Origin of the sequence: Streptomyces sp. NPDC008139, from assembly GCF_042957025.1 — a bacterium.
Classification (GTDB): Bacteria; Actinomycetota; Actinomycetes; order Streptomycetales; family Streptomycetaceae; genus Actinacidiphila.
The window spans coordinates 856,461-883,254 of sequence record NZ_JBIBHM010000001.1 but is presented as its reverse complement, the minus strand read 5'-3'; the positions used below and the strand labels follow the sequence as shown (position 1 = coordinate 883,254).

The following is a 26,794-nucleotide window of genomic DNA, read 5'->3' as shown; positions in this document are numbered from 1 at the left end:
CCGGACCGCGGGCCCTCCCGGCGGCCTGCGGGCTCCCGGCCGGGCCGGGTCCGCTCGACCAGCCGGTAGGCTGGAGCCGTGGCGATCGTCGATGTTTCCGAAGAGCTGAAGTCCCTGTCCTCGACCATGGGGTCGATCGAGGCCGTCCTCGACCTCGACCGGATGCGGGCCGACATCGCCGCGCTGGAGGAGCAGGCCGCGGCGCCGTCCCTGTGGGACGACCCGGAGAACGCGCAGAAGATCACCAGCCGGCTCTCCCACCTCCAGGCGGAGCTGCGCAAGGTCGAGGCGCTGCGCGGCCGGATCGACGACCTGTCCATCCTCTTCGAGCTGGCCGAGAGCGAGGACGACGCCGACGCGCAGACCGAGGCCGAGGCCGAGCTGGAGTCGGTCCGCAAGGCGCTGGACGAGATGGAGGTCCGCACCCTGCTGTCCGGCGAGTACGACGCCCGTGAGGCGCTGGTCAACATCCGCGCCGAGGCGGGCGGTGTCGACGCCGCCGACTTCGCGGAGCAGCTCCAGCGGATGTATCTGCGCTGGGCCGAGCGGCACGGCTACGCGACGGAGGTCTACGAGACCTCGTACGCGGAGGAGGCCGGCATCAAGTCGACCACCTTCACCGTCAAGGTCCCCTACGCCTACGGCACCCTCTCCGTCGAGCAGGGCACCCACCGCATGGTGCGGATCTCGCCCTTCGACAACCAGGGCCGCCGCCAGACGTCCTTCGCGGGCGTCGAGGTGCTGCCGGTCGTGGAGCAGTCCGACCACGTCGAGATCGACGAGTCCGAGCTGCGCGTGGACGTCTACCGCGCCTCGGGCCCCGGCGGCCAGGGCGTCAACACCACCGACTCCGCGGTCCGGATCACGCACATCCCGACCGGCATCGTCGTCTCCTGTCAGAACGAGCGCTCGCAGATCCAGAACAAGGCGAGCGCGATGAACGTCCTCCAGGCCAAGCTGCTGGAGCGGCGCCGCCAGGAGGAGCAGGCCCTGATGGACTCCCTCGGCAAGTCCGACGGCGGCAACTCCTGGGGCAACCAGATGCGTTCGTACGTCCTGCACCCGTACCAGATGGTCAAGGACCTGCGCACCGAGTACGAGGTCGGCAACCCGCAGGGCGTCCTGGACGGCGACATCGACGGCTTCATCGAGGCGGGCATCCGCTGGCGCAAGTCCCGCGAGAAGGCCACCGCGTAATCGCGAGAAGGCCACCGCGTGATACGGCCCCGCGCCGTACGGCTGAGAGGTCGATACGGCCCCGCCGTACGGCCGTCGCCTTGATCCCATCTGTCTGCCGTGTCACAGACGTGTGCTGAAGTGCCGGGCAAGACGGGACAGTTGGGGCACTTTGCGCTTAATGACCTTGACGCTCCCGGTGAATGCCACAAAGGTGATGTCCGGCATGCGCGCGAAAGCGGCGTAATCGACCGTGCCCGCAGCGGCGCGTGCTTCAAGCCGACGTCTACCGGGGGTAGTTGAGACATGACCAAGCAGAGCACGAGGGTACGCGTCACGCGCGTGGCGGCCGTCGCGGTGATCGCGGCCGGTGCGTCCCTGACCGTGGCGGGGGCTGCTCAGGCGGCGGTGAGCAGCGACGCGCCGCCGTCGGTCACCGCGGTGGTGGATCCGCCCACGACGGACCCGACGGACGATCCGACCACGCCGCCGACCGACGAGCCGACCGACCCGCCCACCACCCCGCCGACGACGCCTCCCACGACGCCGCCGACCACTCCGCCCACCACCCCGCCGACGACGCCTCCCACGACGCCGCCGACCACTCCGCCCACCACGCCTCCGACGACCGCGCCCGGCTCCATCGCCGGTGTCAGCGGCGGCAGCGACGACGGCGGTCCGAGCGGTACGCCGAGCCCCAGCGTCAGCCCGAGCGCGACGGGCAATAACAACACCTGCACCCTGACCGGTGACAGCGTCGACTGCGGGAACAACAACACCGGCACCGACAACACCCAGCAGGTCCCGCAGAGCCAGACGACGCAGCAGCTCGCCGAGACCGGCTCCGACGGCACCACGTACATGCTCATCGGCGCCGCCGCCCTCGTCGCGGGCGGCGTCGGCTTCAAGCTGGCCCCGCGTCTGAAGGAGCGCCGCGACGCCTCCTGAGGCGCCGCGCGACCGCACCCGACACGTACGACGAGGGGCCCGGAACGCGATGCGTTCCGGGCCCTTCGTGATGTCTCAGCTCGCCCACCCGTGAATGTGACGTACCTCTCACGTATCTCTCACGTGCTGCCCGGGGGACTGCTCTACGCGGTCGCGTGCTCCACTACGAGCACCACCGTCAGCAGGGCCACGAGCAGGGCTATCAAGGTCGCGGGGGAGATGTTGGACCAGGGATTCTCCCGCTCCAGGCGGGCGCGGTTCGCCCGGCAGACGGGGCAGCGGCCCTCGCTCACCGGACCCGCGCAGTTGGCGCACACCAGCCGGTCGCATGTCATGCGATCTCCTCCTCGTCCGGTGAACGCCCCGGGAGGCCGAAGTGTTCCTTGTTCCACTGTGCCAGCTTCCGCCGGATTCGGCGCGGCCCCCGGTGGACCGGCGGCCCGTACGGCGGCTCCGGCGGGGTCCGCGAGAGGGGCATGGGCGGGGGAGTGGACCTCCGGTGGCGGCCGGCCGCGCTGAGGTGTAAAGGGCCAATGACGGGTTTGTCCGCGTGTGCCCTGTGGTCAAGCCCACCAACCCTCCCCGGCGACTGCGCACCCCTGGCTCGGTCGCGTAGTGTCGCCCCCACATCCCCTGTCCACCCGTCCCCGCAAACCTGGTGCGAACGTGATCCGATTCGACAGCGTCACCAAGACCTACCCCAAGCAGAACCGTCCTGCACTTCGGGACGTCTCGCTGGAGATCGAGAAGGGTGAGTTCGTCTTCCTGGTGGGCTCGTCCGGCTCGGGAAAGTCGACCTTCCTGCGGCTGATCCTGCGCGAAGAGCGCACGGACACGGGAATGGTGCACGTCCTCGGCAAGGACCTCAACCGGCTGTCGAACTGGAAGGTGCCGCAGATGCGGCGCCAACTCGGCACCGTGTTCCAGGACTTCCGGCTGCTGCCCAACAAGACGGTCGCGGAGAACGTGGCGTTCGCCCTCGAAGTGATCGGCAAGGCCCGCGGCACCATCCGCAAGACCGTGCCCGAAGTGCTCGACCTGGTCGGCCTCGCGGGCAAGGAGGACCGGATGCCCGGCGAGCTGTCCGGCGGTGAGCAGCAGCGCGTCGCCATCGCCCGCGCCTTCGTCAACCGGCCCATGCTGCTGATCGCGGACGAGCCGACCGGAAACCTCGACCCGCAGACCTCGGTCGGCATCATGCGCCTGCTGGACCGGATCAACAGGACCGGCACGACCGTGGTGATGGCGACCCACGACCAGAACATCGTCGACCAGATGCGCAAGCGCGTCATCGAGTTGGAGAAGGGGCGACTGGTGCGCGACCAGTCGCGCGGTGTCTACGGCTACCAACACTGAGAGCCGCGCGTACGGCGTACGTACTGCCGTACAGCAGTAGTCACCACCCCCCTGAAAGGACAACCAGAGACCATGCGCGCCCAGTTCGTCCTGTCGGAGATCGGCGTAGGACTCCGCCGCAATCTCACCATGACCTTCGCGGTGATCATCTCCGTCGCGCTCTCCCTCGCCCTGACCGGTGGCGCCCTGCTGGCCAACAAGCAGGTCAAGTCCATGAAGGGCTACTGGTACGACAAGGTCCAGGTCACCATCTACATGTGCAACAAGGGCGACGCGTCGACGACGCCCAGTTGCGCCAAGGGTGCCGTCACCGACGACCAGAAGGCCCAGATCAAGGCCGACCTGGAAAAGCTCCCGATCGTGGAGAAGGTCTACTTCGAGAACGCCGAGCAGGCGTACAAGCACTACCAGGAGCAGTTCAAGAGCTCCCCGCTCGCGGCCTCGATCACCCCGGACCAGATGCAGGAGAACTACCGGGTCAAACTCAGGGACCCGACGAAGTTCACCGTCGTCGCGAGCGCCTTCGACGGGCGTCCGGGGGTGCAGTCCGTTGAGGATCAACGGGCCGTGCTGAAGAACCTCTTCTCGCTGCTGAACGGTATGACGCTGGCCGCCTGGGTGGTGCTGGCCTTCATGCTCACCGTCGCGATGCTGCTGATCGTGAACACCGTGCGCGTGTCCGCCTTCAGCCGCCGCAGAGAGACCGGCATCATGCGGCTGGTCGGCGCCTCCAGCTTCTACATCCAGATGCCGTTCATCATGGAGGCGGCCTTCGCCGGACTCGTGGGCGCGGGGCTGGCGTGCGGAATGCTGCTCGGCGGCCGGTACTTCATGATCGACGCGGGTCTGAAGCTCCAGGAGAAGATTCCGCTGGTCTCCTTCCTCGGCTGGGACTCGGTCGTCGCGGTGCTGCCGCTGGTGCTGCTGATCGGCGTCGTGATGCCGTCGATCGCCGCCTTCATCGCGCTGCGCAGGTATCTGAAGGTCTGACGCCCGCGGGCCGGGCCCGGCCGTCGCGCCGGGCCCTTCGCGGGGCCGTACGGCGGGGGCGGGTCCCAGGGGGGCGGTGTACCGGGTTGCGGATCATGCCCCGCCGAGGTAGCGGCAACTATCCGTATGCCGCCCGTTTCTGTCCTAGACTTCCGGCCATGTCCGGCCCGTCGCTGTTCGGGACGCCCCGCCGCTTGCGCCGCGGGGCCACCCTGACGTTGGTGTTCAGCACCCTGCTGGCCACCGGTGCGGCGGCCAGCGGACTCACCGCGCCGGACGCGCGGACCGCCGCCCGCGCCACCCGTATCGCCGCCGCGCCGGTCGCCGACGGGCGGCAGGACGACGGCAAGCCGCCGGCCCCCGCCCACGGCGGCGAGCCCGCCCCGTCGTCCCCCGCGGCCTCCGAGACCCCCACGGGCTCGCGGGCGAAGCCGGACGGGGCGAACGGCGACCACGTCGACACCGGCCGGATCGCCGAGGAGATCCAGGACGGCAAGGTCGGCCCGCTCGCCGCCGCGAAGCTCGTCAGCCGCAGCGGCGACCGCTGGTCGTCCTTCTACACCGCCCGCGAGTACGCGGGCCTCCAACAGGCGCTCGACGGCCGCTACGTCGGCGTCGGCCTGTCCGTGCGGCGGATCGACGACGGCCGGATCCAGATCGCCCGCGTCCAGCCCGGCAGCCCCGCCGACCGCGCGGGCCTGCGCGAGGGCGACCTGCTGGCCGCCATCGGCCCGGTCAAGTGCACAGGACTCGCGGTCACCGAGGTCGTCGCGGACCTGCGCGGCGACAACGTCCCCGGCAGCGTCGTACAGCTGGGAGTCCAGCGGGCGCAGCGTAGTTGGACGGTCACGGTACGTCGCGCCACGCTCGACACCGACGCCGTCACCGTGACGCGGTCCGCCGACGCGCCCACGGTCGTCAAGATCGACGCCTTCACGCTCGGCGTCGGCGACCAGGTACGCGACGCGGTACGGGACTCCGAGCACGGCGTGCTGCTCGACCTGCGCGGCAACTCCGGCGGCCTGGTCACCGAGGCGGTCGCGGTGGCCTCCGCCTTCCTCGACGGCGGCCTCGTCGCCACCTACGACGTCCACGGCGAGCAGCAGGCCCTCTACGCGGCCGAGGGCGGCGACACCACCGTCCCGCTGGTCATCCTGGTCGACGGCGGCACGATGAGCGCCGCGGAACTGCTCACCGGCGCCCTCCAGGACCGCGGCAGGGCCGTCGTCATCGGCTCGCGCACCTTCGGCAAGGGCTCGGTCCAGATGCCCAGCACGCTGCCCGACGGGTCGGTCGCCGAGCTGACCGTCGGCCACTACCGGCTGCCGGACGGGCGCAGTGTGGACGGGCGCGGCATCGACCCCGATGTGACCGTCCCCTCCGGTGAGGACCCGCTCGCCGAGAGTCACGAGGTATTCGCTGGCCTCGGACCCCCCTAGCGCCCCTCCCGTCGATGTTCGCCCCGTCACGCCGCCCGGCACGCACGCTCGCCGCGTTGGCCAAAAGCCCTGGTAGCTCCGCTACAAGGACTCTCGGCCGCCTTGCGATCGCACGCACCGGACGACGCTCCTTCCGGGCGAACATCGCCGGTCGCGGCGCTCGTGGGACAATGGCGCGGTTATGGCAAAAGAGACGGGTCGCAAACTGATCGCGCAGAACAAGAAGGCGCGGCACGATTACCTCATCCTGGACACCTTCGAGGCCGGGCTCGTGCTGACCGGCACCGAGGTCAAGTCCCTGCGCCAGGGACGTGCCTCCCTGGTGGACGGCTTCGCGCAGCTCGACGGCGGCGAGGCGTGGCTGCACAACGTGCACATCCCGGAGTACACCCAGGGCACCTGGACCAACCACTCCGCGCGCCGCCGCCGCAAGATGCTGCTGCACCGCGCCGAGATCGAGAAGCTGGTCCACAAGACCCAGGAGACCGGGCACACGATCGTGCCGCTCGCCCTGTACTTCAAGGACGGCCGCGCCAAGGTCGAAATCGCCCTGGCCAAGGGCAAGAAGGAGTACGACAAGCGGCAGACCCTGCGCGAGAAGCAGGACCGCCGCGAGTCGGACCGCGCCATCTCGGCCGTGCGCCGCAAACAGCGCGGCTGAGCTTCCGCCGTCCAGAGATCCGGACGTCAGGGCTTCCCAGGAACGACGAAACGGCACCCTCCCGAAGGAGGGTGCCGTTGTCACATGGGGTGGTGGAGATGGCGGGAATCGAACCCGCGTCCTGTGGTGCGGAATCAGGGCTTCTCCGAGCGCAGTCCGCTGTGCTTTTCTCGGCCCCGGCTGTCACGCGGACAAGCTGCCGACGGGCTCAGTCACTGTTTGATTTCCTTCTAAGGCCCGTGACCGGCCCTAGAAGTTTAGATCCCTTGATGATGCCAGGATCCGGGTCGGGATCACCCCCGGGCTGACACTTCGCAAGTCGCTACTTAGGCAGCGAGGGCGAAGGAATCGCGCTTGGTGTTGGCGATTATTGGTTGCGACATATGGTTAACGAGATCATTGCCGCTTCCTCGGCTCGCTTCCCCTGCTTCGACATCCCCAGTCGAAACCGATCATCCCCATGTTGATTTTTCAAGGTGCACCACCCGAGGGTGGCGGCTGCCTCCATCGTACGGGATCAACGGTCACACGGGCCAGCGCATTCCCCCGTGGGTGGCCCGGCGCACCCCCGGGGGCAAGCGCGCGGCCACCCGGCCGTCACCGGGGAGGGGGCGGCGGCGCGGGTGGCGCCGTTGTGCCACGTCACATCCGTGCCACCGGAAACTGGTGACACACCCTCCGGCCCCACCGGATTCTTTCCAGCATCGCGTGCACATGCATGGAAAGGGGCTGGACCGATGAGACGAACCCGCTTCGCGGCGGTCGTGTCGACAGGGCTGATCCTGGCCGTCTCCGCCGCCGTACCCACCGCGGCCGTCGCCGCACCCGGCGCCGAACCCGTACCGACACCGGGCGCACAGCAGGGGACGACCCCCGACAGCACCGCCACGGTTCGGCTGATCACCGGCGACCGGGTGCGGGTGACGACGACCGCGGACGGCCGGCACACCGCCTCCGTCGAGCCGGGCGCCGGACGGGAGCGCGTCGTCTTCCACACCTCGGACGCCGACGGGCGGCTGACCGTGCTGCCGTCGGACGCCGACCCCCTCGTACGGTCGGGGCGGCTGGACCGGCGGCTGTTCGACGTGACGGCACTGGTGGACCAGCGGTACGACGAGGAGCACCGGGCCTCGCTGCCGCTGATCGTCGCGGGGTCCGGGGGAGCGGCGGCCGACCGGCTGACCGCGCTGGCCGCGCCCGGCGCCCCCACCCATGACCTGGGCAGCATCGGGGCCCACTCCCTCACCGTCCCCGACGCGAAGCTCGCCGCCTTCTGGCAGCAGATCGTGCCCGCGGGAACGGACACCGGGAAGACCGGCACCGCGGCGACCGGCACCGGGCCGACCAACACCGTGAAGGCCGCCGCCGTGCCGAAGATCTGGCTCGACGGCCGGGTCCGGGCGGCGGCGGACAGCATGGACCAGATCGGCGCGCCGCCGCTGTGGAAGGCGGGATACGAGGGCGCGGGCGTCAAGGTCGCGGTGCTGGACACCGGCGTCGACCAGACCCACCCCGACCTCAAGGACCGCGTCGCGAAGGCCGAGGACTTCACCGAGAGCCCGACCGGCACCGGCGACCACTTCGGACACGGTACGCACGTGGCGTCCATCGTCGGCGGTACGGGAGCGGCCTCGGGCGGTGCCCGCAAGGGCGTCGCCAAAGCCGCGAACCTGCTGGTCGGCAAGGTCCTCGGGGACGACGGCTACGGCTACGACTCGCAGGTCATCGCGGGCATGCAGTGGGCGGCCGACCAGGGCGCCAAGGTCGTCAACATGAGCCTGGGCGCCGACGACGAGAGCGACGGCACCGACCCGATGAGCCTGGCGCTGAACGAGATCAGCGAGGCCAGCGGCACCCTCTTCGTCGTCGCGGCGGGCAACAACGGCGAGAACGGGCAGCAGACCGTTGGCATCCCGGGCGTCGCCGACGACGCGCTGACCGTCGGCGCGGTCGACGGCAAGGACGCGCTGGCGAACTTCTCCAGCCGCGGCCCGCGTTACGGCGACGGCGCCGTCAAGCCCGATGTCACCGCGCCCGGCGTGGACATCGTGGCGGCCCGCGCGAGCGGCACGACGCTCGGCGACCCGGTCGACCCGTACTACGTCAGCCTGTCGGGGACGTCGATGGCGACCCCGCATGTGGCGGGCGCCGCGGCCCTGCTGGCGCAGCGGCACCCGGACTGGACCGCGCGCCAGCTCAAGGACGCGCTGATCAGCACCGCGCACACCGTGGACGGGCAGGCCGTGACCGAACAGGGCGGCGGCCGGATCGACGTGTCGGCGGCGGCGCTCGGAACGCTCACCGCGACCGGCACCGTCTTCCTCGGCGACATCCACGGGACCGACCCGAAGGCCACCTACCCGGTCACGTACACCAACACCTCCGCCGCGCCGGTCACGTTGACACTGGGCCTGGCGCTCAGGACGTCGGGCGGCCGGGCGGTGAACGCGGGCGCGGTACGGATCGGCGACGGTTCCGCCGCCGCCACGAAGGTCACCGTCCCCGCCCACGGCGCCGCCCGCGTCGACCTCACCCTCGACCCGGCCAAGGTGACGTACGGCTCCTACTACGGCTATCTGACGGCGACACCGGCCGGGGGCACGGCAGGAGCGGCCGTCCACACCACGCTCGGCCTGGCCGCCCACGGCCCGCTGCACACCCTGACCGTCACCGCCTACGACGCGCACGGCGCTCCGGCCCACCCCACCATCAGCATCTGGGGCGCGAGCGGTCTGCTGTACCCGTCGGGCGACAGCAAGGGCACCTCCACCTCCGACCTCGAAGAGGGCACATACCAAGTCCGCGCGTCCTTCCAGGAGATGACGGACGACGGCATGGAGGAACGGCTGGTCGTACTGCCCGAGGTGAGGCTCACCAAGGACACGGCCGTGACCGTGGACGCCCGCCGGACCACGCAGGTCGAGATCCGTACGCCGCGGCCCGCCGAACAGAGCGGCATCCCCTACTACCAGACGTACCGTCAGATCGAGGGCAGGGGCCTCACCGAGAGCGAGGAGTTCTTCACCGGCATCCTCAGCAAGCTCTACGTCAGCCCCACCGCGAAGGTCACCGACGGCGACTTCGAGTTCTCCTCCCGCTGGCAACTCGCCGCGCCGCAGCTCACCACCGAGGCGCCGGGAACAGGACTGAGGCTGAAGAGCTACTACACCTCGTACTCACCGCTCTTCGACAGCAAGGGCGTGCATCTGACGGCGGTCGACGCGGGCTCCCTGGAAGCGCCGGACTTCAGCAAGGCGCGCGGCAAGCTGGCCGTCATCCGCAACGAATCCGGCGAGGGAGAAAGGGAGTTGGCGGCAGCCGCGGCCAAGGCGGGCGTGCGCGGACTGATGATCGTGCACTTCTCCGACTTCGGCTGGACCCGCTGGTACCCGACCGGCGAGCGCAACGCGGTGCCGACGATACGGATCGGGAAGGCGGCCGGTGACGCGCTGCTGGCGCGACTGGCGAAGAAGCCGGTGAAGACCGTCACCGTACGGATCGGCGGCACGGCGGTCAGCCCGTATCTGTACGACGTGTTCCAGACGTCCACGCAGCAGATCCCGCAGCGCGTCGTCCACACCGTCACCGCCGCCAACAGCGCGGTGATCAGGACGACGTACGCCGAGAACGGCGGCGCCCCGTGGGCCGGTGAGCAGCGCTTCGCGTGGCGGCCGTACCAGAACTTCGCGTGGGAGGCGACGCGGAACGTGCCGACGGGCGTGACCCGTACCGAGTACGTCAGCGCCAACGGCACCTGGTGGATGCACCGGGTCAACCAGGAGACGACCTTCGACATCGACCAGCCGCTGCTGGCCGGCATGGTCGACACGACCACCACCTACCGGGCGGGCAAGCAGCCCGACCAGGCGTGGCAGCAGGCCGTGGTGCGGCCCTCGATCCCGCGCGGTACGCGCAACCCGAGCGTGCGCAACGGCGACGTACTCGACCTGCGCATACCGGAGTTCACCGACTCCGGCGCCGGACACTGGGCCCGCGCGGCGGCCGGCGGCGACTTCGGCGGCTTCGGCACGGCGGCCGGTACGAGCCCGGCCTCCGGTACACGTACGGCCTCCGGTACACGTACGGCTTCCGGCACGAGCGGCGCGCAGGACGCCCCCGTCGAGGGCGACTCCGCCAAGGCCACGCTCTTCCGCGACGGTCGGCAGATCGCCGCCGCCGACTCCCCGTGGGCCGACCTCGAAGTGCCCGCGGGTACCGCCGACTACCGCCTGGACGTGGCGACTTCACGGGTCTCCCCGGAATGGCGCTACGCCACCGACACCAGTACCTCGTGGTGGTTCCGCTCCGGCACCGCGGCGCGACCGACGCTGCTGCCGCTGCTCCAGGTCGACTACGCGGTACCGGTCGACGCCTGGAACGCGGTGCGCAAGGGCAGTTCGCACACCGTGGGTCTCACCGTCCGCGCCCAGGACGGGGCGGCCGTGCCGACCGGCGTGAAGGTCGAGGTCCAGGCGTCGTACGACGACGGGCGGACCTGGACCGGCGCGCGGGTCGACGGCCGAGGTCACAACACCTTCGACGCCCGGCTCACCAAGTCGGCCCACTCCAGGGGCGATGCGTACGTGACGCTGCGGGTCACCGCGCGCGACGCCGCGGGCGACCAGGTGCGGCAGACCGTACGCCGCGCGTATCTGTGGCGGGGATGAACGGGCACGTGAGCCGGTGGCGCTGATCCGACGCCACCTCGACAGCCGGGGCGAGTGGGCCAGTGGGGTGCCCGCTCGCCCCGGCGCGTGATTCCGGCGCGTGATTCCGGCGCGCGGTCCCGGCACGGGCTTCGCCGGGCCGCGGCGGTGATCTCCGCTCGTAGTACGGTGGCTGCTCACCCAGCCCCCGTACCCGCGAGGAGGGTGCCATGGCCCTGGAGGCCGCCGGGATCACCGACGCCGAAGAGGCCGCGTACCGGCTGCTGGTGACGATGGACAGCGCCTCGGCGCGGGAGATCGCGGAGTACTCGGGCCTGAGCCCGGACACCGCGCTGTCGGCGCTGACCGGTCTCGTCGCCAAGGCCATGGCCAGTGCCTCCGACGGCCGGCCGCCGCGCTACCGCGCCTACCCGCCCGATGTGGCGCTGCTGCCGCAGCTCAAGCACCGGGCCGACGCCCTGGACCTGGCGCGCTCGGCGGCGGCCGACCTGCTGGAGAGCTACCGGGCCACCGCGCGCCGCCGTGACGCCGGGCTGCTGATCGAGGTCATCACCGGGGCGGAGGCGCTGCGCCAGCGGCTGCGGCAGATCCAGGCGGACGCGCGCGACGAGATGCTGTGGTTCTGCAAGGCGCAGTACGTGGCGATGCCGTCGGGCAGCAACACCGCCGAGTTCGACGCGCTGGAGCGCGGGGTCCGCTACCGGGTGCTCTACGAACGGGACTTCTTCGACGACGAGAGCGCCGTCGGCAACATCGCGGCGGCCGTGCGGAAGGGCGAGATCGCCCGCGCCGTCCCGCACCTCCCGCTGCGGCTGGCCGTCGCCGACCGCTCGGTGGCGATCTTCCCGCTGGTCCCCGGCGGCCCGCACGGCAGCCCCGAGGAACCGTCCACCGCGCTGGTCCGCGACAGCAGCCTCCTCGACGCGCTCATCGCGCTCTTCGAGCGCTACTGGGAGGACGCCGTACCGCTGCACGTCGACGCCTCGGGCGCGGTCACCGGCGCGGCCGACGTCGGCCCCGCGGACCCGTTGTCGTCCACCGACCGGCGGCTGCTGTCGCTGATGGTCGCCGGGGTCGCGGACAAGGCGATAGCCACCCAGATGAACCTCAGCCGCCGCACCCTCCAGCGGCGCGTGCAGAGCATGATGGAGCTGGCGGGCGCCACCACCCGCACCCAGCTCGCCTGGCAGGCGGCCCGCCGCGGCTGGCTCTGAGACCACGCCCCGGCACCAAGACCAGGCACCGGCTGCTGCACCCACCACGAGGGCCGGCTCACAGCCGGGCGCGGACGCGGGTGAGTGCATGGTTGCGCTCGTGTCACCTCGGGGCACGGGGCGGTAACGCGGCGTTTCTAGTGTCGGGCCCGACAGTCCACCCTGGGAGGCGCGTGATGAGTCGCTGGATCGAGCAGTGGGACCCCGAGGACGAGCGGTTCTGGAACGAGGGCGGCGGCAAGCGGATCGCCCGCCGCAATCTGGCCTTCTCGGTGCTCGCCGAGCACATCGGCTTCTCGATCTGGAGCCTGTGGTCGGTGATGGTGCTGTTCATGGGCCCCGCGTACGGGGTCGACCCGGCGGGGAAGTTCTTCCTGGTGGCGATGCCGACGCTGGTCGGCGGGATCATGCGGGTGCCGTACACCTTCGCGGTCGCGAGGTTCGGCGGCCGGAACTGGACCGTCGTCAGCGCCCTGCTGCTGCTCGTGCCGACCGTCACGGCGGCGTTCGTGATGAAGCCCGGGGTCTCGTACACCACGCTGATGGTGGTCGCGGCGCTGACCGGCGTCGGCGGCGGGAACTTCGCGTCGTCCATGACGAACATCAACTCCTTCTACCCGCTCCGGGAGAAGGGCTGGGCGCTGGGGCTCAACGCGGGCGGCGGCAACATCGGGGTGCCCGTGATCCAGCTCGTCGGGCTGCTGGTGATCGGCACCGCGGGCGCCGCCCACCCGCGGGTCGTGCTCGCCGTCTACATCCCGCTGATCGTGGTCGCGGCCACGCTCTGCGCGCTGTCCATGGACAATCTGGCGCCCGTGCGGAACGACACCGGCGCGGCCCTGGACGCGGCCAGGGACCCGCACACCTGGATCATGTCGTTCCTGTACATCGGCACGTTCGGCTCGTTCATCGGCTACAGCTTCGCCTTCGGGCTGGTGCTCCAGAACCAGTTCGGCCGCACCCCGCTCCAGGCCGCCGACCTCACCTTCATCGGCCCGCTGCTCGGCTCGCTGATCCGCCCGGTCGGCGGAAGGCTCGCCGACCGCTACGGCGGCGCCCGCATCACGCTGTGGAACTTCCTCGCGATGGCCGTCGCGACCGGTGTCGTCGTCCTCGCCTCGGAGCGGAAGTCGCTGGCGCTGTTCCTCGTCGGCCTCATCGCGCTGTTCGTGCTCACCGGCGTCGGCAACGGGTCGACGTACAAGATGATCCCGGGCATCTTCCAGCGCGAGGCCGAGGCGCGCGGTCTGGCGGGCGAGGAGGCCGCCGCGCACGGGCGCAGGCTGTCGGGCGCCGCGATGGGGCTGATCGGCGCGGTCGGCGCGCTCGGCGGCGTCGGCATCAACCTCGCCTTCCGCGAGTCGTTCCTGAGCCGCGCCACCGGCACCCCCGCCTTCGTCTCCTTCCTCGCTTACTACGCGCTCTGTTACGCCGTCACGTGGGCCGTATACCTGCGGCGACCGGCGCGGGCGGCGGACGGGGCCGGGCGGACGGCGCCTGCCGGGACCGCCGTCCACGCGCGGGTGTGAGCGGCGGAGGCGTCCGTAACATCCGGGTCATCCCGGTGAATCGAACCCGTCACCCCGCCTTGGGACGATGCGGCTCCGGCGGGGCGGCCGGGAGGGCGGCGGCGGATCAGGGACGGTCCGCCCGCCGTCCGGTACGCGTAACTCCAGCAAAAGTGGGGCGGAGCCATGCAGGCGCAGGCGACCAGGAACAGCGATCCGGGCCGGGGCGGTGGGGTGCCGCCCCTGGCCGGGTTCACCGTCGGGGTGACGGCGGCCCGCAGAGCCGACGAGCTGGCCGCGCTGCTGGAGCGGCGCGGCGCGGTCGTGCTGCGGGCGCCCGTCCTGCGCATCGTGCCGCTGCCCGACGACACCGAACTGCTGGAGACCACCAGGCGACTCATCGCCGACGCACCCGATATCGTGGTCGCCACCACCGCGATCGGCTTCCGCGGCTGGATCGAGGCCGCCGACGGCTGGGGCCTGGGCGAGGCGCTGCTGCGCAGGCTCGGTGAGGTCGAACTCCTCGCCCGCGGGCCCAAGATGCGTGGCGCGGTGCGCGCGGCCGGGCTGCGCGAGGCGTGGTCACCGGCCTCGGAATCGATGGCCGAGGTCCTGGAACGCCTGCTGGACCAGGGAGTCGAGGGCCGCACCGTCGCCGTCCAGCTGCACGGCGAGCCGCTGCCCGGCTTCATCGAGTCGCTGCGGGCGGCCGGGGCGACCGTTGTGGCGGTGCCGGTCTACCGCTGGATGCCGCCCGAAGACCTCGGGCCCGTCGACCGGTTGCTCGACGCCGTCCTGTCCCGGTCGGTCGACGCGCTGAGCTTCACCAGCGCCCCGGCCGCCGCCTCCTTCCTCGACCGGGCCCGGCAGCGCGGCCGTCGCGACGCACTCCTCGCCGCGCTGCGCCATGACGTCATGACCGCCTGCGTCGGCCCGGTCACCGCGCTGCCGCTCCAGGGCCACGACGTGCCCACCCGGCATCCCGAACGCTTCAGGCTCGGACCGCTGGTGCAGCTCATCGCCAGCGAACTGCCCGGCCGCGTACGGCCGTTGCCCGTCGCCGGGCACCATGTCGAGATCCGCGGGCACGCCGTCGTCGTGGACGGGACGCTGCGGCCGGTGCCGCCCGCGGGCATGGCCCTGCTGCGGGCGCTGGCCCGCCGCCCCGGCTGGGTCGTCGCCCGCGGCGACCTGCTGCGCGCCCTGCCCGGCTCCGGCCGCGACGAACACGCCGTCGAGACCGCGATGGCCCGGCTCCGTACCGCCCTGGGCGCCCCCAAGCTGATCCAGACCGTCGTCAAACGCGGCTACCGGCTCTCCCTCGACCCGCACGCGGACGACAAATACGGCTCGGCGCCGTAAGCCGGTCAGGCAAGCGCGGGCACAGCGGTCCGGACACGCCCTAGACCCCGCGACGGCCGCCGGGCACCCTGGGGGGAAGGTGACGGGCGGGCGGGAAGGCGGCTGACCATGAGTGGAACGAGCCCGCTACGGTTCGACACCGGCCGGCTGTGTCTCGATCTCGTCGCCACCCGCACCGGCCGCCCCGAGCAGGAGCGGCTCGGCACGCCCGACCGGCTGGCCGCGTGGCTGTACGGGACCGGCCTGGTGCCGCGCGCGCCAGGGGAGGCGGCGCGGCCCGACCTCGCCGTGGACGACGGCTGGCTGAGCGGATTCCGCGGCCTGCGCGCCGTCGTCTGCCGAGTCGTGACCGCCGAGGTCGCCGGTGAGCGGCCTGCCGCCGCCGACATCGCCGAGCTGAACGCGACGGCGCTGGCCGCCCCGCCCGCCCCGCGCGCGGTCCCCGACGAGGGCGGCGCCCTGATCCGTACGCTGGCCGCGCCCCCGGAACCCGCGGGACTGCTCGCGGCCGTCGCCCGCGACGCCGTCGCGCTGTTGACCGACCCGCTGGCCCGTACGCAACTGCGCCGCTGCGAGGGTGAGAGCTGCTCGCTGGTCTACCTCGACACCTCCCGCGGCCGGCGCCGCCGCTGGTGCAGCAGCGAGATCTGCGGAAACCGCGAGCGCGTCGCCCGGCACCGCCGTCGCACCACCACGCGCGGGACTCTCACCTCGCCCCAGGGCTGACCCGCCGGGGTCCCCGGCCCGCCGGAAAACTGACCGCGCCTCAGACCCGACCGCACGGCGGAGTGTGCAGAAGCCCGCAGGTCGCGTACGGTTGCAGGCTGCCCCACGTGCCCCGTCACGTACGTGGGCGGCGCATGACGCAATGAAGAAGGGGGTCCTGCGTGGCCGCGCAGACCACAGCCCACCTGGGGGTCCGGGATCAGGAGATCGCCGTCGAGCAGGCGCATCTGGACCGGGTGTACCACCGCCTCGAAGAGAAGATCGACGAAGCCGAGTTCCTGATGAAGGACGCCGCCCAGCGCGGCCACGTCGGCACGCCGGGCGCGCTCGCCGAACGCGACGCGCAGGTCTTCCGCGCGGGGGTCCACCTCAACCGGCTGAACAGCGAGTTCGAGGACTTCCTCTTCGGCCGGATCGACCTGCTGCGGGGCAAGGACGGCAAGAAGGGCGCCGACGGCGCCTTCACCTCCGTCGAACCCGCCGACGACGCCGTCCGCGAGGACCGGACCGCCGACATCGCCGAGACCCTGCACATCGGCCGGATCGGCGTCCTGGACAGCGAGTACGCGCCGCTGGTCATCGACTGGCGGGCCCCGGCCGCCGCGCCCTTCTACCGCTCCACCCCGGTCGCGCCGGGGCGCGTGGTGCGCCGCCGGGTGATCCGCTCCAAGGGCCGCAAGGTGCTCGGCGTCGAGGACGACCTGCTGCGCCCCGAGCTGACCACCGGGCTGCCGGTCGTCGGCGACGGCGCCCTGATGGCGGCCCTCGGCCAGGCCCGCAGCCACACCATGCGGGACATCGTGGCGAGCATCCAGGCCGAGCAGGACATGGTGATCAGGGCACCCGCCGCGTCCGTCACCGAGGTGACCGGCGGCCCCGGCACCGGCAAGACCGCGGTCGCCCTGCACCGGGCCGCGTACCTGCTCTACCAGGACCGGCGGCGGTACGCGGGCGGCATCCTGTGCGTCAGCCCGACCCCGCTGCTGGTGTCGTACACCGAGGGCGTGCTGCCGTCGCTCGGCGAGGAGGGCCAGGTCGCGATCCGCGCCGTCGGTTCGCTGGTCGACGGCGTCTCCGCCGATCTGTACGACGAGCCCGCGGTCGCCCGGATCAAGGGCTCGCTGCGGATGCAGAAGGTGCTGCGCAACGCGGCCCGCGGCGCGCTCGACCTGACGCCCGGCCGCCCGGCGACGCTGCGCGTGGTCGCCTTCGGCCGCCGAGTGGAGCTGTCGGAGCAGGAACTGGCGGGCATCCGCCACAACACGCTCGGCGGCACCGCGCCCGTCAATCTGCTGCGCCCGCGCGCCCGCCGCCTGCTGCTGGACGCGCTGTGGCGCAAGACCGGCCGCCGCTTCGACGATCCGGAACTGGCCGCGGAGGAACGCCAGGGCTTCGACGAGGACATCAGCACCGAGCAGGACTTCACCGACTTCCTCGACGCCTGGTGGCCGGTGCTCCAGCCGCGCGCCGTGCTGGCCGCGCTCGCGGACGAGAAGCGGCTGGCCCGCTGGGCGCGCCGGGTGCTGTCCCCGCCGGAGGTCCGCCGGGTGGCGCGCTCGCTGCGCAGGACCGGCGCCACCGCGCACGACGTGGCGCTGCTGGACGAACTCGACACGCTGCTCGGGCCGGTGCCGCGCCCCAAGCGCCGCGAGGCCGACCCGCTGGACCAGCTCACCGGCCTGGACGAGGTCACGACCTTCGCCGACCGGCACGACGCGGGTCGCCGCAGCCGGGCCGAGCGCCTGGACGAGGAGCGCACCGAGTACGCGCACGTCATCGTGGACGAGGCGCAGGACCTGACGCCGATGCAGTGGCGGATGGTCGGGCGCCGCGGCCGTACGGCCACCTGGACGATCGTCGGCGACCCGGCGCAGAGTTCCTGGACGGACGTGGACGAGGCGGCGCGGGCGCGCGACGAGGCGCTCGGCACCCGGCCCCGGCGGCGCTTCACCCTCACCGTCAACTACCGCAACCCCGCCGAGATCGCGGAGGTCGCCGCCACCGTGCTGGCGCTCGCCATGCCCGGCATGCAGTCGCCGCGCGCCGTGCGCTCCACCGGCGTACTGCCGCAGTACGCGGTCGCGGGCGACGACCTCGGCGCGGACGTACGCCGGTCCGCCGCGCGGCTGTTGGAGGAGGTCGACGGCACGGTCGGCGTCGTCGTCGCCATGAACCGCCGCGCCCAGGCCCGCGGTTGGCTCGAAGGACTCGGCGAGCGCGTCGTGGCGCTGGGCAGTCTGGAGGCCAAGGGCCTGGAGTACGACGCCACGCTCGTGGTGTCCCCCGCCGAGATCGCGGAGGAGTCGCCCGCGGGGCTGCGGGTGCTGTACGTGGCCCTGACGCGGGCGACGCAACGCCTGATGGTCCTCGCGGCCGAGGGCGATTTGCCGGACGCCGAGGGAGTGCCGGACCTGCTGCGCCCCTGACCGGGCCGTGGGTCCGAGAACGGGTCCGGGCACGGATCCGACAACGGATACTGGCACGGTTCCGAAAACGCCGTGGGCGCCCCCTCGGGAAGAGGGGGCGCCCACGTGACGTATACGACACCGGCCCGCCATGCTCGCCTCGCGGCAAGTGGGCGCTCGAAGCGCCTAAGGTTGGGCCCGGGGGCTTGGATCGAGCCGGTGCCGTACTCAGGCTAACAAACGGCTCCGGGAACCTCTTCCCGGCGGACGAAAATCTCTTCCTCGGTCCACCCGGTTGCGCCGCTCCCGCATCGCGGAAGTATTCTTCCAATCTTCACCCCACGCGGGTTTACGCGTACCCGTCGGTAGGTGCAACGATCGACGGGCAGCACCACCAGCAGCAGAGGAACCGGAAGAAGGTCCGTCATGGCAACGGCGCCAAGCGTCTCGTACTCGATCACGGTACGGCTGGAGGTCCCCGCCAGCGGGACCGCGGTCAGCCAGCTCACCACCGCGGTGGAGTCCTCGGGCGGTTCGGTCACCGGCCTGGACGTCACCGCGTCGGGTCACGACATGCTCCGCATCGACGTCACCGTCGCCGCCAGCTCCACCGCGCACGCCGACGAGATCGTCGGCAAGCTCCGCGGCATCGAGGGCGTCGCCGTGAGCAAGGTCTCCGACCGTACGTTCCTCATGCACCTCGGCGGCAAGATCGAGATGCAGTCCAAGCACCCGATCCGCAACCGTGACGACCTCTCCATGATCTACACCCCCGGCGTCGCCCGGGTCTGCATGGCCATCGCGGAGAACCCCGAGGACGCCCGCCGTCTGACCATCAAGCGCAACAGCGTGGCCGTCGTCACCGACGGCTCCGCCGTTCTCGGCCTCGGCAACATCGGGCCGAAGGCCGCGCTGCCGGTCATGGAGGGCAAGGCGGCCCTCTTCAAGCGCTTCGCCGGCATCGACGCCTGGCCGCTGTGCCTCGACACCCAGGACACCGACGAGATCGTGGCGATCGTCAAGGCCATCGCCCCCGGCTTCGCGGGCATCAACCTGGAGGACATCTCCGCGCCGCGCTGCTTCGAGATCGAGGCCCGGCTGCGCGAGGCTCTGGACATCCCGGTCTTCCACGACGACCAGCACGGCACCGCCATCGTGGTGCTCGCCGCGCTCACCAACGCGCTGCGCGTGGTCGGCAAGCAGATCGGCGACGTACGCGTCGTCATGTCCGGCGCGGGCGCGGCCGGTACGGCCATCCTCAAGCTGCTGCTGGCCGCCGGAGTGAAGCACGCGGTGGTCGCCGACATCCACGGCGTGGTGCACTGCGACCGCGACGACCTGGTGGAGGCGTCGCCGGACTCGCCGCTGCGCTGGATCGCCGACAACACCAACCCCGAGGGCGTCAGCGGCACCCTGAAGGAGGCCGTGACCGGCGCCGACGTCTTCATCGGCGTCTCCGCGCCCAACGTCCTGGACGGTACGGACGTGGCGCGGATGGCGGACGGCGCGATCGTCTTCGCGCTCGCCAACCCCGACCCCGAGGTGGACCCGGGCGTGGCCCGCGAGACCGCCGCCGTGGTCGCCACCGGGCGCAGCGACTTCCCCAACCAGATCAACAACGTCCTGGTCTTCCCCGGCGTCTTCCGCGGCCTGCTGGACGCCCAGTCCCGCACCGTGAACACCGAGATGATGCTGGCCGCCGCGCACGCCCTCGCGGACGTGGTGGGGGAGGGCGAGCTGAACGCCAACTACATCGTCCCCAGCGTCTTCAACGACAAGGTCGCGGGCGCGGTCGCCGACGCCGTACGCGACGCGGCCAAGGCGCAGGGACCGGCGGTGGCCGCCGCGGCGACCGCGCCGGGGGCGGTCTGACAATCCGTCCGACAAACGGATTCGATGCGTCGACCATGTGACGACAATCCGTCATCCCCGTGGTGTCCCCGTGCAATCGCATCGTTTTTTGTGCGACTCGCGCGGTCGGTGGATTGGCTTTCCCCCCATATATGGGGGCAGGATGCACACCTGGGCAGTGAGGCACACAGCAACAGCTTCGAGCTCGCGCCCCCATGGCAGAAAGAACACGGGAGTACAGATATGAACCGCAGTGAGCTGGTGGCCGCTCTGTCCGAGCGCGCCGAGGTGACCCGCAAGGACGCCGACGCCGTACTGGCCGCGTTCGCTGAGACCGTCGGTGAGATCGTGGCCAAGGGCGACGAGAAGGTCACCATCCCCGGCTTCCTGACCTTCGAGCGCACCCACCGTGCCGCTCGGACCGCGCGTAACCCGCAGACCGGTGAGCCGATCAACATCGCGGCCGGCTACAGCGTGAAGGTTTCGGCGGGCTCCAAGCTCAAGGAAGCCGCCAAGGGCAAGTAATCACATCGCCAAAGGGCGGCTTCTCCCGGGGGAGAAGCCGCCCTTTCGCATGGGACGGGCCGCACGACAGCGGTACGGCGGGCCGCACGGTCGGCGTACGGCTGCCGTACCGCTCAGGAAGCGACCGCGCCCGCGGGCTGGGGCAGCTCGATGTGGGCGCCCAGGCTCTCCAGCTTGGCGAGGAAGTTCTCGTAGCCCCGGTTGATCAGGTCGATGCCGTGCACGCGCGAGGTGCCCTGCGCGGCCAGCGCCGCGATCAGGTACGAGAAGCCGCCGCGCAGGTCGGGGATGACCAGGTCGGAGCCCTGGAGCTTGGTCGGGCCCGACACGACCGCGGAGTGCAGGAAATTGCGCTGCCCGAAGCGGCAGGCGGAACCGCCCAGGCACTCGCGGTAGAGCTGGATGTGCGCGCCCATCTGGTTGAGCGCGGAGGTGAAGCCGAGCCGGGACTCGTACACCGTCTCGTGCACGATGGACAGCCCCGACGCCTGGGTGAGCGCCACCACCAGCGGCTGCTGCCAGTCGGTCTGGAAACCGGGGTGCACGTCGGTCTCCAGCGCGATGGCGTTGAGCGGGCCGCCCGGGTGCCAGAAGCGGATGCCGTCGTCGTCCACCTCGAAGGCCCCGCCGACCCGGCGGAAGGTGTTGAGGAAGGTCATCATCGACCGCTGCTGGGCGCCGCGGACGTAGATGTTGCCCTCGGTGGCCAGCGCCGCGCTCGCCCAGGAGGCGGCTTCGAGGCGGTCGGGGAGGGCCCGGTGATTGTAGCCGCCGAGCTTGTCGACGCCGGTGATCCGGATCGTCCGGTCGGTGTCCATCGAGATGATCGCGCCCATTTTCTGCAGGACGCAGATCAGGTCCTCGATCTCCGGCTCGACCGCCGCGTTGGACAGCTCCGTGACGCCCTCGGCCAGCACCGCGGTGAGCAGCACCTGTTCGGTCGAGCCGACCGACGGGTACGGCAGCCGGATCTTGCAGCCGCGCAGCCGCTGCGGCGCCTCCAGGTACTGGCCGTCGGCGCGCTTCTCGATCGTGGCGCCGAACTGCCGCAGCACGTCGAAGTGGAAGTCGATCGGCCGGCCGCCGATGTCGCAGCCGCCCAGGCCCGGGATGAAGGCGTGGCCGAGCCGGTGCAGCAGCGGGCCGCAGAACAGGATCGGGATCCGGGAGGAGCCCGCGTGGGCGTCGATGTCGGCCACGTTGGCGCTCTCGACGCGCGTCGGGTCGAGGACCAGCTCGCCCGGTTCCTCACCGCTCTGCACCGTCACGCCGTGGAGCTGGAGCAGCCCGCGTACGACGCGTACGTCACGGATGTCGGGGACATTGCGGAGTCTGCTCGGTCCGCTGCCGAGCAGGGCGGCGACCATGGCCTTGGGCACGAGGTTCTTCGCACCGCGGACACGGATCTCGCCCTCGAGGGGGGTTCCGCCATGAACAAGCAGTACATCGGCGATGTCGGTCATGGATCTCGCGATCTTCGGAACGGTTGGTACGGGGGAGGCCGGGCGCGGCCGGGGTGCTCGCCGCGCGGAGCGCAGGAAGAAATGGTAATGCGCCTACTGACCCGTCCCGGCTGCCGTGAACCTCGGCCAGTGTCATGACTTCGCTACAGCGCGGTGCGTGGCGGACCGCACACCGTCCGCTGCCACGCGCGCCGTACCGCGTGTCGCGCCGTACCGGCGGATGTCCGGGAGTGGCGGTTGCCGCTCCGCCCAGCGGGTTTGTGCGGGATCATGTGTCCCATGACCGAGGTGTCCTCGCTCACCGGAAGACTGCTCGTCGCCACACCGGCGCTCGCCGACCCCAACTTCGACCGGGCAGTGGTGCTCCTCCTCGACCACGACGTGGAGGGGTCGCTCGGCGTCGTCCTGAACCGGCCCACGCCGGTCGGCGTCGGCGACGTCCTGCTGCCCTGGGCGCCGCTGGCGGGCGCGCCCCCGGTGGTCTTCCAGGGCGGCCCGGTCTCGCTGGACTCCGCGCTGGGCCTGGCCGTGGTGCCGGGCGACGTCCGCGAGGGCGAGGACGCGGACCCGCTGGGCTGGCGGCGGGTGCACGGCGCGATCGGCCTGGTCGACCTGGAGGCGCCGCCCGAACTGCTCGCCGCCGAGCTGGGCTCGCTGCGGATCTTCGCCGGATACTCCGGCTGGGGGCCCGGCCAGTTGGAGAAGGAACTGGTCGACGGCGCCTGGTATGTGATCGAGTCCGAGCCGGGCGACGTGTCCTCGCCCGATCCCGAACAACTGTGGCGCTCGGTGCTGCGCAGGCAGCGCAATGAGCTGGCCATGGTGGCCACGTATCCCGACGATCCGTCTCTCAACTAGTCTTGAGTCTTATGAGCACTCTTGAGCCCGAGCGCGGGGCGGGCACCGGCACTCTGGTCGAGCCGACCCCGCAGCTCTCCCATGGTGACGGCGACCACGAGCGCTACGCGCACTATGTCCAGAAGGACAAGATCATGGCGAGCGCGCTGGAAGGCACGCCCGTCGTCGCGCTCTGCGGCAAGGTCTGGGTCCCGGGACGCGATCCGAAGAAGTACCCGGTCTGCCCGATGTGCAAGGAGATCTACGAGGGCATGCCGCTGGGCGGCGGGGACAAGGACAAGTCCGGCAAGGGCAGCGGCGGCAAGAGCTGACGTCCGCGCTCCTCGCCGGCGGAAACAGGGGCGGACGTGGACAGCGGTCAGGGTGACGACGGCGCGTTCGGCGCGGCGGACGCGCCCGGCGACGACGACGCGAGCGACGGCGAGCGGGTGCACTCGCTCGTCGCGCAGAGCCGGTTCGCCGAGGCGCACGCCCTCGTCAGCGACGCCTTCGTGGAGCGCAACGGCAGCGCGGGCTACCTGCTGCGCGCCTGGATTCTCGCGCAGGAGAAGCGGCGCCCCGAGGCCCGCGAGTCGGTCGACTGGGCACTGGCGCTCGCCGGGCCCGCGGAGGCGGCCGATGTCTTCGTGCTGGCCGGGGTCGTGCTGCTCTCGCTGGACGAGCCGCACGCGGCGTTGACCGTCGCGCTGCGCGCCACCGGCGCCGACCCCGACGGCTGGGAGCCGTCGGTGCTGCTCTCCGATGTCTACCGGCGGCTGGGCCGGGTGCCCGACGCGGTGGCCGCCGCCCGCCGCGCGGTCGCGCTCGCCCCGCAGGAGGCCGAGGCGCAGGTCGCGCTGGCCCGTTCGCTGACCTCGGGGCGCGGGCTGCTCGGCCGGGTGCCCAAGCGGCACCGCGCCGAGCACCAGAGCGCGGTGGAGCGGGCGCTGATGCTCGGCGCCGACCCCAGCCAGCTCACCGCGCCGCGCGGCGGGGCACTGGCCGGGATCATCGCCGTCGTCCTGTTGGTGGGCGTGCAGCTCTTCCGGATCGCGACCGGTGACGTCTGGCAGATCATCGCCACCGCCGCCGGGGCCGCGGCGGCCCTGGTCCTGATCGTGGTCCTGCTGACGGTGGCGGGGCGCCGCTCCGGTACGCCGCTGCCCGCCCGGCTGCGGGGCATCCGTGCCACCGTCCGTACGGAGCTGGCCGCCGATCCCTGGCTGCGGCGGGTCCGTGAGATCAACGCCGTCGCCGTACTCCCGCTGGTGCCGTTGGTCACCACCGTGCTGCCCTGCGTCAAGGAACGGCAGCGCGCGCCGTGGCCGCTGTGGGCGGTCTCCGCCGTGACCGCGGCCGGTCTGGCCGCCGTGGTCGTCGTCGGCCTCGCCGTCCGCTGGTGGTACGGCGGGCCCTTCGCCGAGCGCGCGTTCCTGCGGAGCTGGAACGGGCGTGTGCAGCTCGCGGCCGTGCTCGCGCTGCTGGGTGCCACCCTCGCCCTGGCCTCCGCCCCCGACGTGCCCCACTCCGCGTGGCAGGCTCTCACCGTCGCCCACTTGGCGTGGCTGCTCCTCGGTGTGACCCTCACCGTCCTGCTGGCCGTGCGCGCCCAACGCGAGAGGGCGGCTGCCGCCTTCTGACCGCGGGTCCCGAAAACGGGGGTACGCTCCCCCGCCGCCTTTCCCCGCACCCGGGTGAGGGCTGGTCGCGCAGTTCCTCCCCCAGCTACCGCCGGGAGGTGTCCCCAGCGCCCCTCGGGGCCCGTTTGCCGGGGCACGTTTGCCGCGGGCGGGTGAGCCGAGCTTTTCAGGGGCGCGGGGAACTGCGCGACCAGGCGTGACGCTTCCGCGGTCGGAGAACGGTCCTCGGCCGGGCAGCTGCGGGATTGGTCTATGCCAATCGCGGATTACGGGTCAGGATGGCCCCCATGGACCTCATTCCGGCCCCGCGCCATCAGACCCCGTACGGCACCGACGACGCCTTCGTCCTCGGGCCCGAGACGACCCTCACCGCGACTCCCGGCGCCGAAGGCGCCGCGCGCTGGCTGCGCGGAGTGCTCGCGGCAGCGACGGGCCTGCCGCTGGCGCCGGTGGAGCCGTCCGGGAAGGACGTGATCCGGCTGGCGGTGGACGACGCGGTGGCCAGGGACCTGGGCCCCGAGGGCTACCGCATCATGGCGGCGCCCAACTCCGGCGTGCACGTCTTCGGCGGGAGCCCCGCCGGCGTCTTCTGGGGCGCGCAGACCCTGCGCCAGCTCCTGGGGGCCGACGCCTTCCGCCGGGCGCCCCTGGGAGAGCGCGAGTGGCGCGTGCCGACCTGCCAGATACAGGACGCGCCCCGCTTCGCCTGGCGCGGCTTCATGCTCGACGTGGCACGGCACTTCATGCCGAAGGACGTCGTGTTCAAGTACCTCGACCTGATGGCCGCCCACAAGCTGAACGTGCTGCACTTCCACCTCACCGACGACCAGGGCTGGCGGGTGGAGATCAAGCGCTACCCGAAGCTGACCGAGGTCGGCGCGTGGCGCGAGCGCACGAAGGTCGGGCTGCGCGAGTCGCCGCTGTGGGACGAGCGCCCGCACGGCGGTTACTACACCCAGGACGACATCCGCGAGATCGTCGCGTACGCCGCCGAGCGGCACATCACCGTCGTCCCCGAGGTCGACATCCCCGGCCACTCGCAGGCCGCCATCGCCGCGTACCCGGAGCTCGGCAACACCGACGTCGTCGACACCTCGGCCCTCTCCGTGCTGACCACGTGGGGCGTCAACCCCAATGTGCTCTCGCCCGCCGAGAGCACCCTGCGCTTCTACGAGAACGTCTTCGCCGAGCTGTTGGAGCTGTTCCCCGGCGAGTTCTTCCACGTCGGCGGCGACGAGTGCCCCAAGGACCAGTGGCGCGCCTCGCGTTCGGCGCAGGAGCGGATGCAGGAGCTGGGCCTGGAGGACGAGGACGAGCTGCAGAGCTGGATGATCGGCCACTTCGACCACTGGCTGACCGAGCGCGGCCGGCGGCTGATCGGCTGGGACGAGATCCTGGAGGGCGGCCTCGCCGAGGGCGCCGCCGTGTCGTCGTGGCAGGGATACGCCGGCGGCATCGCGGCTGCCAAGGCCGGACACGACGTGGTGATGTGCCCCCAGACCCATGTCTACCTGGACTGGCGGCAGTCGGAGGACCCCGAGGAGCCGGTGCCGATCGCGCACGCCCGCGGCCTGGAGGACGTCTTCCGCTTCGAGCCGGTTCCGCCGCAGCTCACCGAGAAGGAGGCGGCGCACGTCATCGGCGCCCAGGCCAACATCTGGACCGAAGTCATGGACTCCGTACGGGTGCTGGACTACATGGCCTTCCCGCGGCTCGCCGCCTTCGCCGAGGTCGCCTGGTCGGACCTGCCCGCCGCCGACGAGCGCGACTGGCCGGAATTCGAAGCCCGGATGCGGACCCACTACGCCCGCCTGGACGCCCTGGGCGTGGAGTACCGGCCGCCGGGCGGCCCGCTGCCGTGGCAGCGCCGCCCCGGAGTCCTCGGCCGTCCCAAGGACGGTCCGCCCCCGATCGTGTGACTGATTCCGCAACTTCCGCACCCGGCGCGGGCGGAGCTGGCACGGTGGAGTGGCGTACCGTCGCAACACACCCGAAGGATGGCAATTCCGGCACAGCGGTTGATTCC

The 26,794-nt window shown here is 71.7% G+C and carries 20 protein-coding genes and 1 other RNA gene; 18 read left to right on the top strand and 3 right to left on the bottom strand.

Annotated elements, in window-relative coordinates; genetic code table 11:
• The first annotated feature begins 78 nt into the window (after positions 1-78).
• On the top strand, positions 79-1,197 hold the full coding sequence (gene prfB / locus ACFZBB_RS03750; RefSeq protein WP_391117373.1) for a peptide chain release factor 2: 1,119 nt from the start codon (positions 79-81) through the stop codon (positions 1,195-1,197).
• Positions 1,198-1,482: 285 nt separating this feature from the next.
• Entirely contained in the window at positions 1,483-2,124 is a 642-nt protein-coding gene (locus ACFZBB_RS03745) for a hypothetical protein (RefSeq protein WP_391117371.1), read from the top strand.
• Between the two features lie 143 nt (positions 2,125-2,267).
• Here the strand turns inward: ACFZBB_RS03745 and ACFZBB_RS03740 are convergent, their stop codons facing one another.
• Positions 2,268-2,459 (bottom strand): hypothetical protein, encoded by a 192-nt coding sequence (locus ACFZBB_RS03740; protein WP_355342964.1) that lies wholly within the window; start codon positions 2,457-2,459, stop codon positions 2,268-2,270.
• Between the two features lie 331 nt (positions 2,460-2,790).
• Between ACFZBB_RS03740 and ftsE the strand changes: the two genes are divergently transcribed.
• The 4 genes from ftsE (at position 2,791) to smpB (ending at position 6,570) form a co-directional block, all read left to right on the top strand.
• Positions 2,791-3,480 carry a cell division ATP-binding protein FtsE gene (ftsE, locus tag ACFZBB_RS03735; RefSeq protein ID WP_188284086.1) on the top strand — a complete coding sequence of 230 codons (690 nt, stop codon included), beginning with the start codon at positions 2,791-2,793 and terminating at the stop codon, positions 3,478-3,480.
• 72 nt (positions 3,481-3,552) lie between these two features.
• Entirely contained in the window at positions 3,553-4,470 is a 918-nt protein-coding gene (ftsX, locus tag ACFZBB_RS03730) for a permease-like cell division protein FtsX (RefSeq protein WP_188284085.1), read from the top strand.
• 158 nt (positions 4,471-4,628) lie between these two features.
• Complete coding sequence (locus tag ACFZBB_RS03725) at positions 4,629-5,909, top strand: S41 family peptidase (protein ID WP_391117369.1); 1,281 nt, start codon at positions 4,629-4,631, stop codon at positions 5,907-5,909.
• Positions 5,910-6,090: 181 nt separating this feature from the next.
• On the top strand, positions 6,091-6,570 hold the full coding sequence (smpB, locus tag ACFZBB_RS03720; protein WP_355342970.1) for an SsrA-binding protein SmpB: 480 nt from the start codon (positions 6,091-6,093) through the stop codon (positions 6,568-6,570).
• A 90-nt stretch (positions 6,571-6,660) separates the two neighbouring features.
• On the opposite strand, the gene ssrA is transcribed toward smpB, so the two are convergent.
• Positions 6,661-7,030: a transfer-messenger RNA gene (ssrA, locus tag ACFZBB_RS03715) on the bottom strand.
• Between the two features lie 277 nt (positions 7,031-7,307).
• On the opposite strand from ssrA, the gene ACFZBB_RS03710 reads away from it, so the two are divergent.
• The 8 genes from ACFZBB_RS03710 (at position 7,308) to ACFZBB_RS03675 (ending at position 20,828) form a co-directional block, all read left to right on the top strand.
• Positions 7,308-11,237 (top strand): S8 family serine peptidase, encoded by a 3,930-nt coding sequence (locus tag ACFZBB_RS03710; RefSeq protein ID WP_391117366.1) that lies wholly within the window; start codon positions 7,308-7,310, stop codon positions 11,235-11,237.
• A 209-nt stretch (positions 11,238-11,446) separates the two neighbouring features.
• Positions 11,447-12,451 carry a helix-turn-helix domain-containing protein gene (locus ACFZBB_RS03705; RefSeq protein ID WP_391117364.1) on the top strand — a complete coding sequence of 335 codons (1,005 nt, stop codon included), beginning with the start codon at positions 11,447-11,449 and terminating at the stop codon, positions 12,449-12,451.
• Between the two features lie 176 nt (positions 12,452-12,627).
• A complete protein-coding gene (locus ACFZBB_RS03700) occupies positions 12,628-13,980 on the top strand; it encodes an MFS transporter (RefSeq protein WP_391117362.1) in 1,353 nt (450 codons plus the stop codon).
• Positions 13,981-14,145: 165 nt separating this feature from the next.
• Entirely contained in the window at positions 14,146-15,321 is a 1,176-nt protein-coding gene (locus tag ACFZBB_RS03695) for a uroporphyrinogen-III synthase (protein ID WP_391117360.1), read from the top strand.
• Positions 15,322-15,429: 108 nt separating this feature from the next.
• A complete protein-coding gene (locus ACFZBB_RS03690) occupies positions 15,430-16,047 on the top strand; it encodes an ABATE domain-containing protein (RefSeq protein WP_391117358.1) in 618 nt (205 codons plus the stop codon).
• Positions 16,048-16,208: 161 nt separating this feature from the next.
• A complete protein-coding gene (locus tag ACFZBB_RS03685; protein WP_355342985.1) occupies positions 16,209-18,473 on the top strand; it encodes a UvrD-helicase domain-containing protein in 2,265 nt (754 codons plus the stop codon).
• Positions 18,474-18,878: 405 nt separating this feature from the next.
• Complete coding sequence (locus ACFZBB_RS03680) at positions 18,879-20,324, top strand: malic enzyme-like NAD(P)-binding protein (protein ID WP_391047160.1); 1,446 nt, start codon at positions 18,879-18,881, stop codon at positions 20,322-20,324.
• A gap of 222 nt (positions 20,325-20,546) precedes the next feature.
• Positions 20,547-20,828 (top strand): HU family DNA-binding protein, encoded by a 282-nt coding sequence (locus ACFZBB_RS03675; protein WP_355342991.1) that lies wholly within the window; start codon positions 20,547-20,549, stop codon positions 20,826-20,828.
• A 113-nt stretch (positions 20,829-20,941) separates the two neighbouring features.
• Here ACFZBB_RS03675 and murA read toward each other — a convergent pair whose 3' ends face one another.
• Positions 20,942-22,291 (bottom strand): UDP-N-acetylglucosamine 1-carboxyvinyltransferase, encoded by a 1,350-nt coding sequence (murA, locus tag ACFZBB_RS03670; protein WP_391117355.1) that lies wholly within the window; start codon positions 22,289-22,291, stop codon positions 20,942-20,944.
• A gap of 279 nt (positions 22,292-22,570) precedes the next feature.
• On the opposite strand from murA, the gene ACFZBB_RS03665 reads away from it, so the two are divergent.
• From ACFZBB_RS03665 to ACFZBB_RS03650, 4 genes are all read left to right on the top strand, one after another.
• Positions 22,571-23,149 (top strand): YqgE/AlgH family protein, encoded by a 579-nt coding sequence (locus ACFZBB_RS03665; RefSeq protein ID WP_391117352.1) that lies wholly within the window; start codon positions 22,571-22,573, stop codon positions 23,147-23,149.
• A gap of 11 nt (positions 23,150-23,160) precedes the next feature.
• Positions 23,161-23,460, top strand: a complete 300-nt coding sequence (locus ACFZBB_RS03660) for a DUF3039 domain-containing protein (RefSeq protein WP_093716639.1) — start codon at positions 23,161-23,163, stop codon at positions 23,458-23,460.
• A gap of 36 nt (positions 23,461-23,496) precedes the next feature.
• A complete protein-coding gene (locus ACFZBB_RS03655; RefSeq protein ID WP_391117350.1) occupies positions 23,497-24,768 on the top strand; it encodes a hypothetical protein in 1,272 nt (423 codons plus the stop codon).
• Positions 24,769-25,055: 287 nt separating this feature from the next.
• Positions 25,056-26,687, top strand: coding sequence for a family 20 glycosylhydrolase (locus ACFZBB_RS03650; protein WP_391117348.1), 1,632 nt, complete (start codon positions 25,056-25,058; stop codon positions 26,685-26,687).
• The last annotated feature ends 107 nt before the right edge of the window (positions 26,688-26,794 follow it).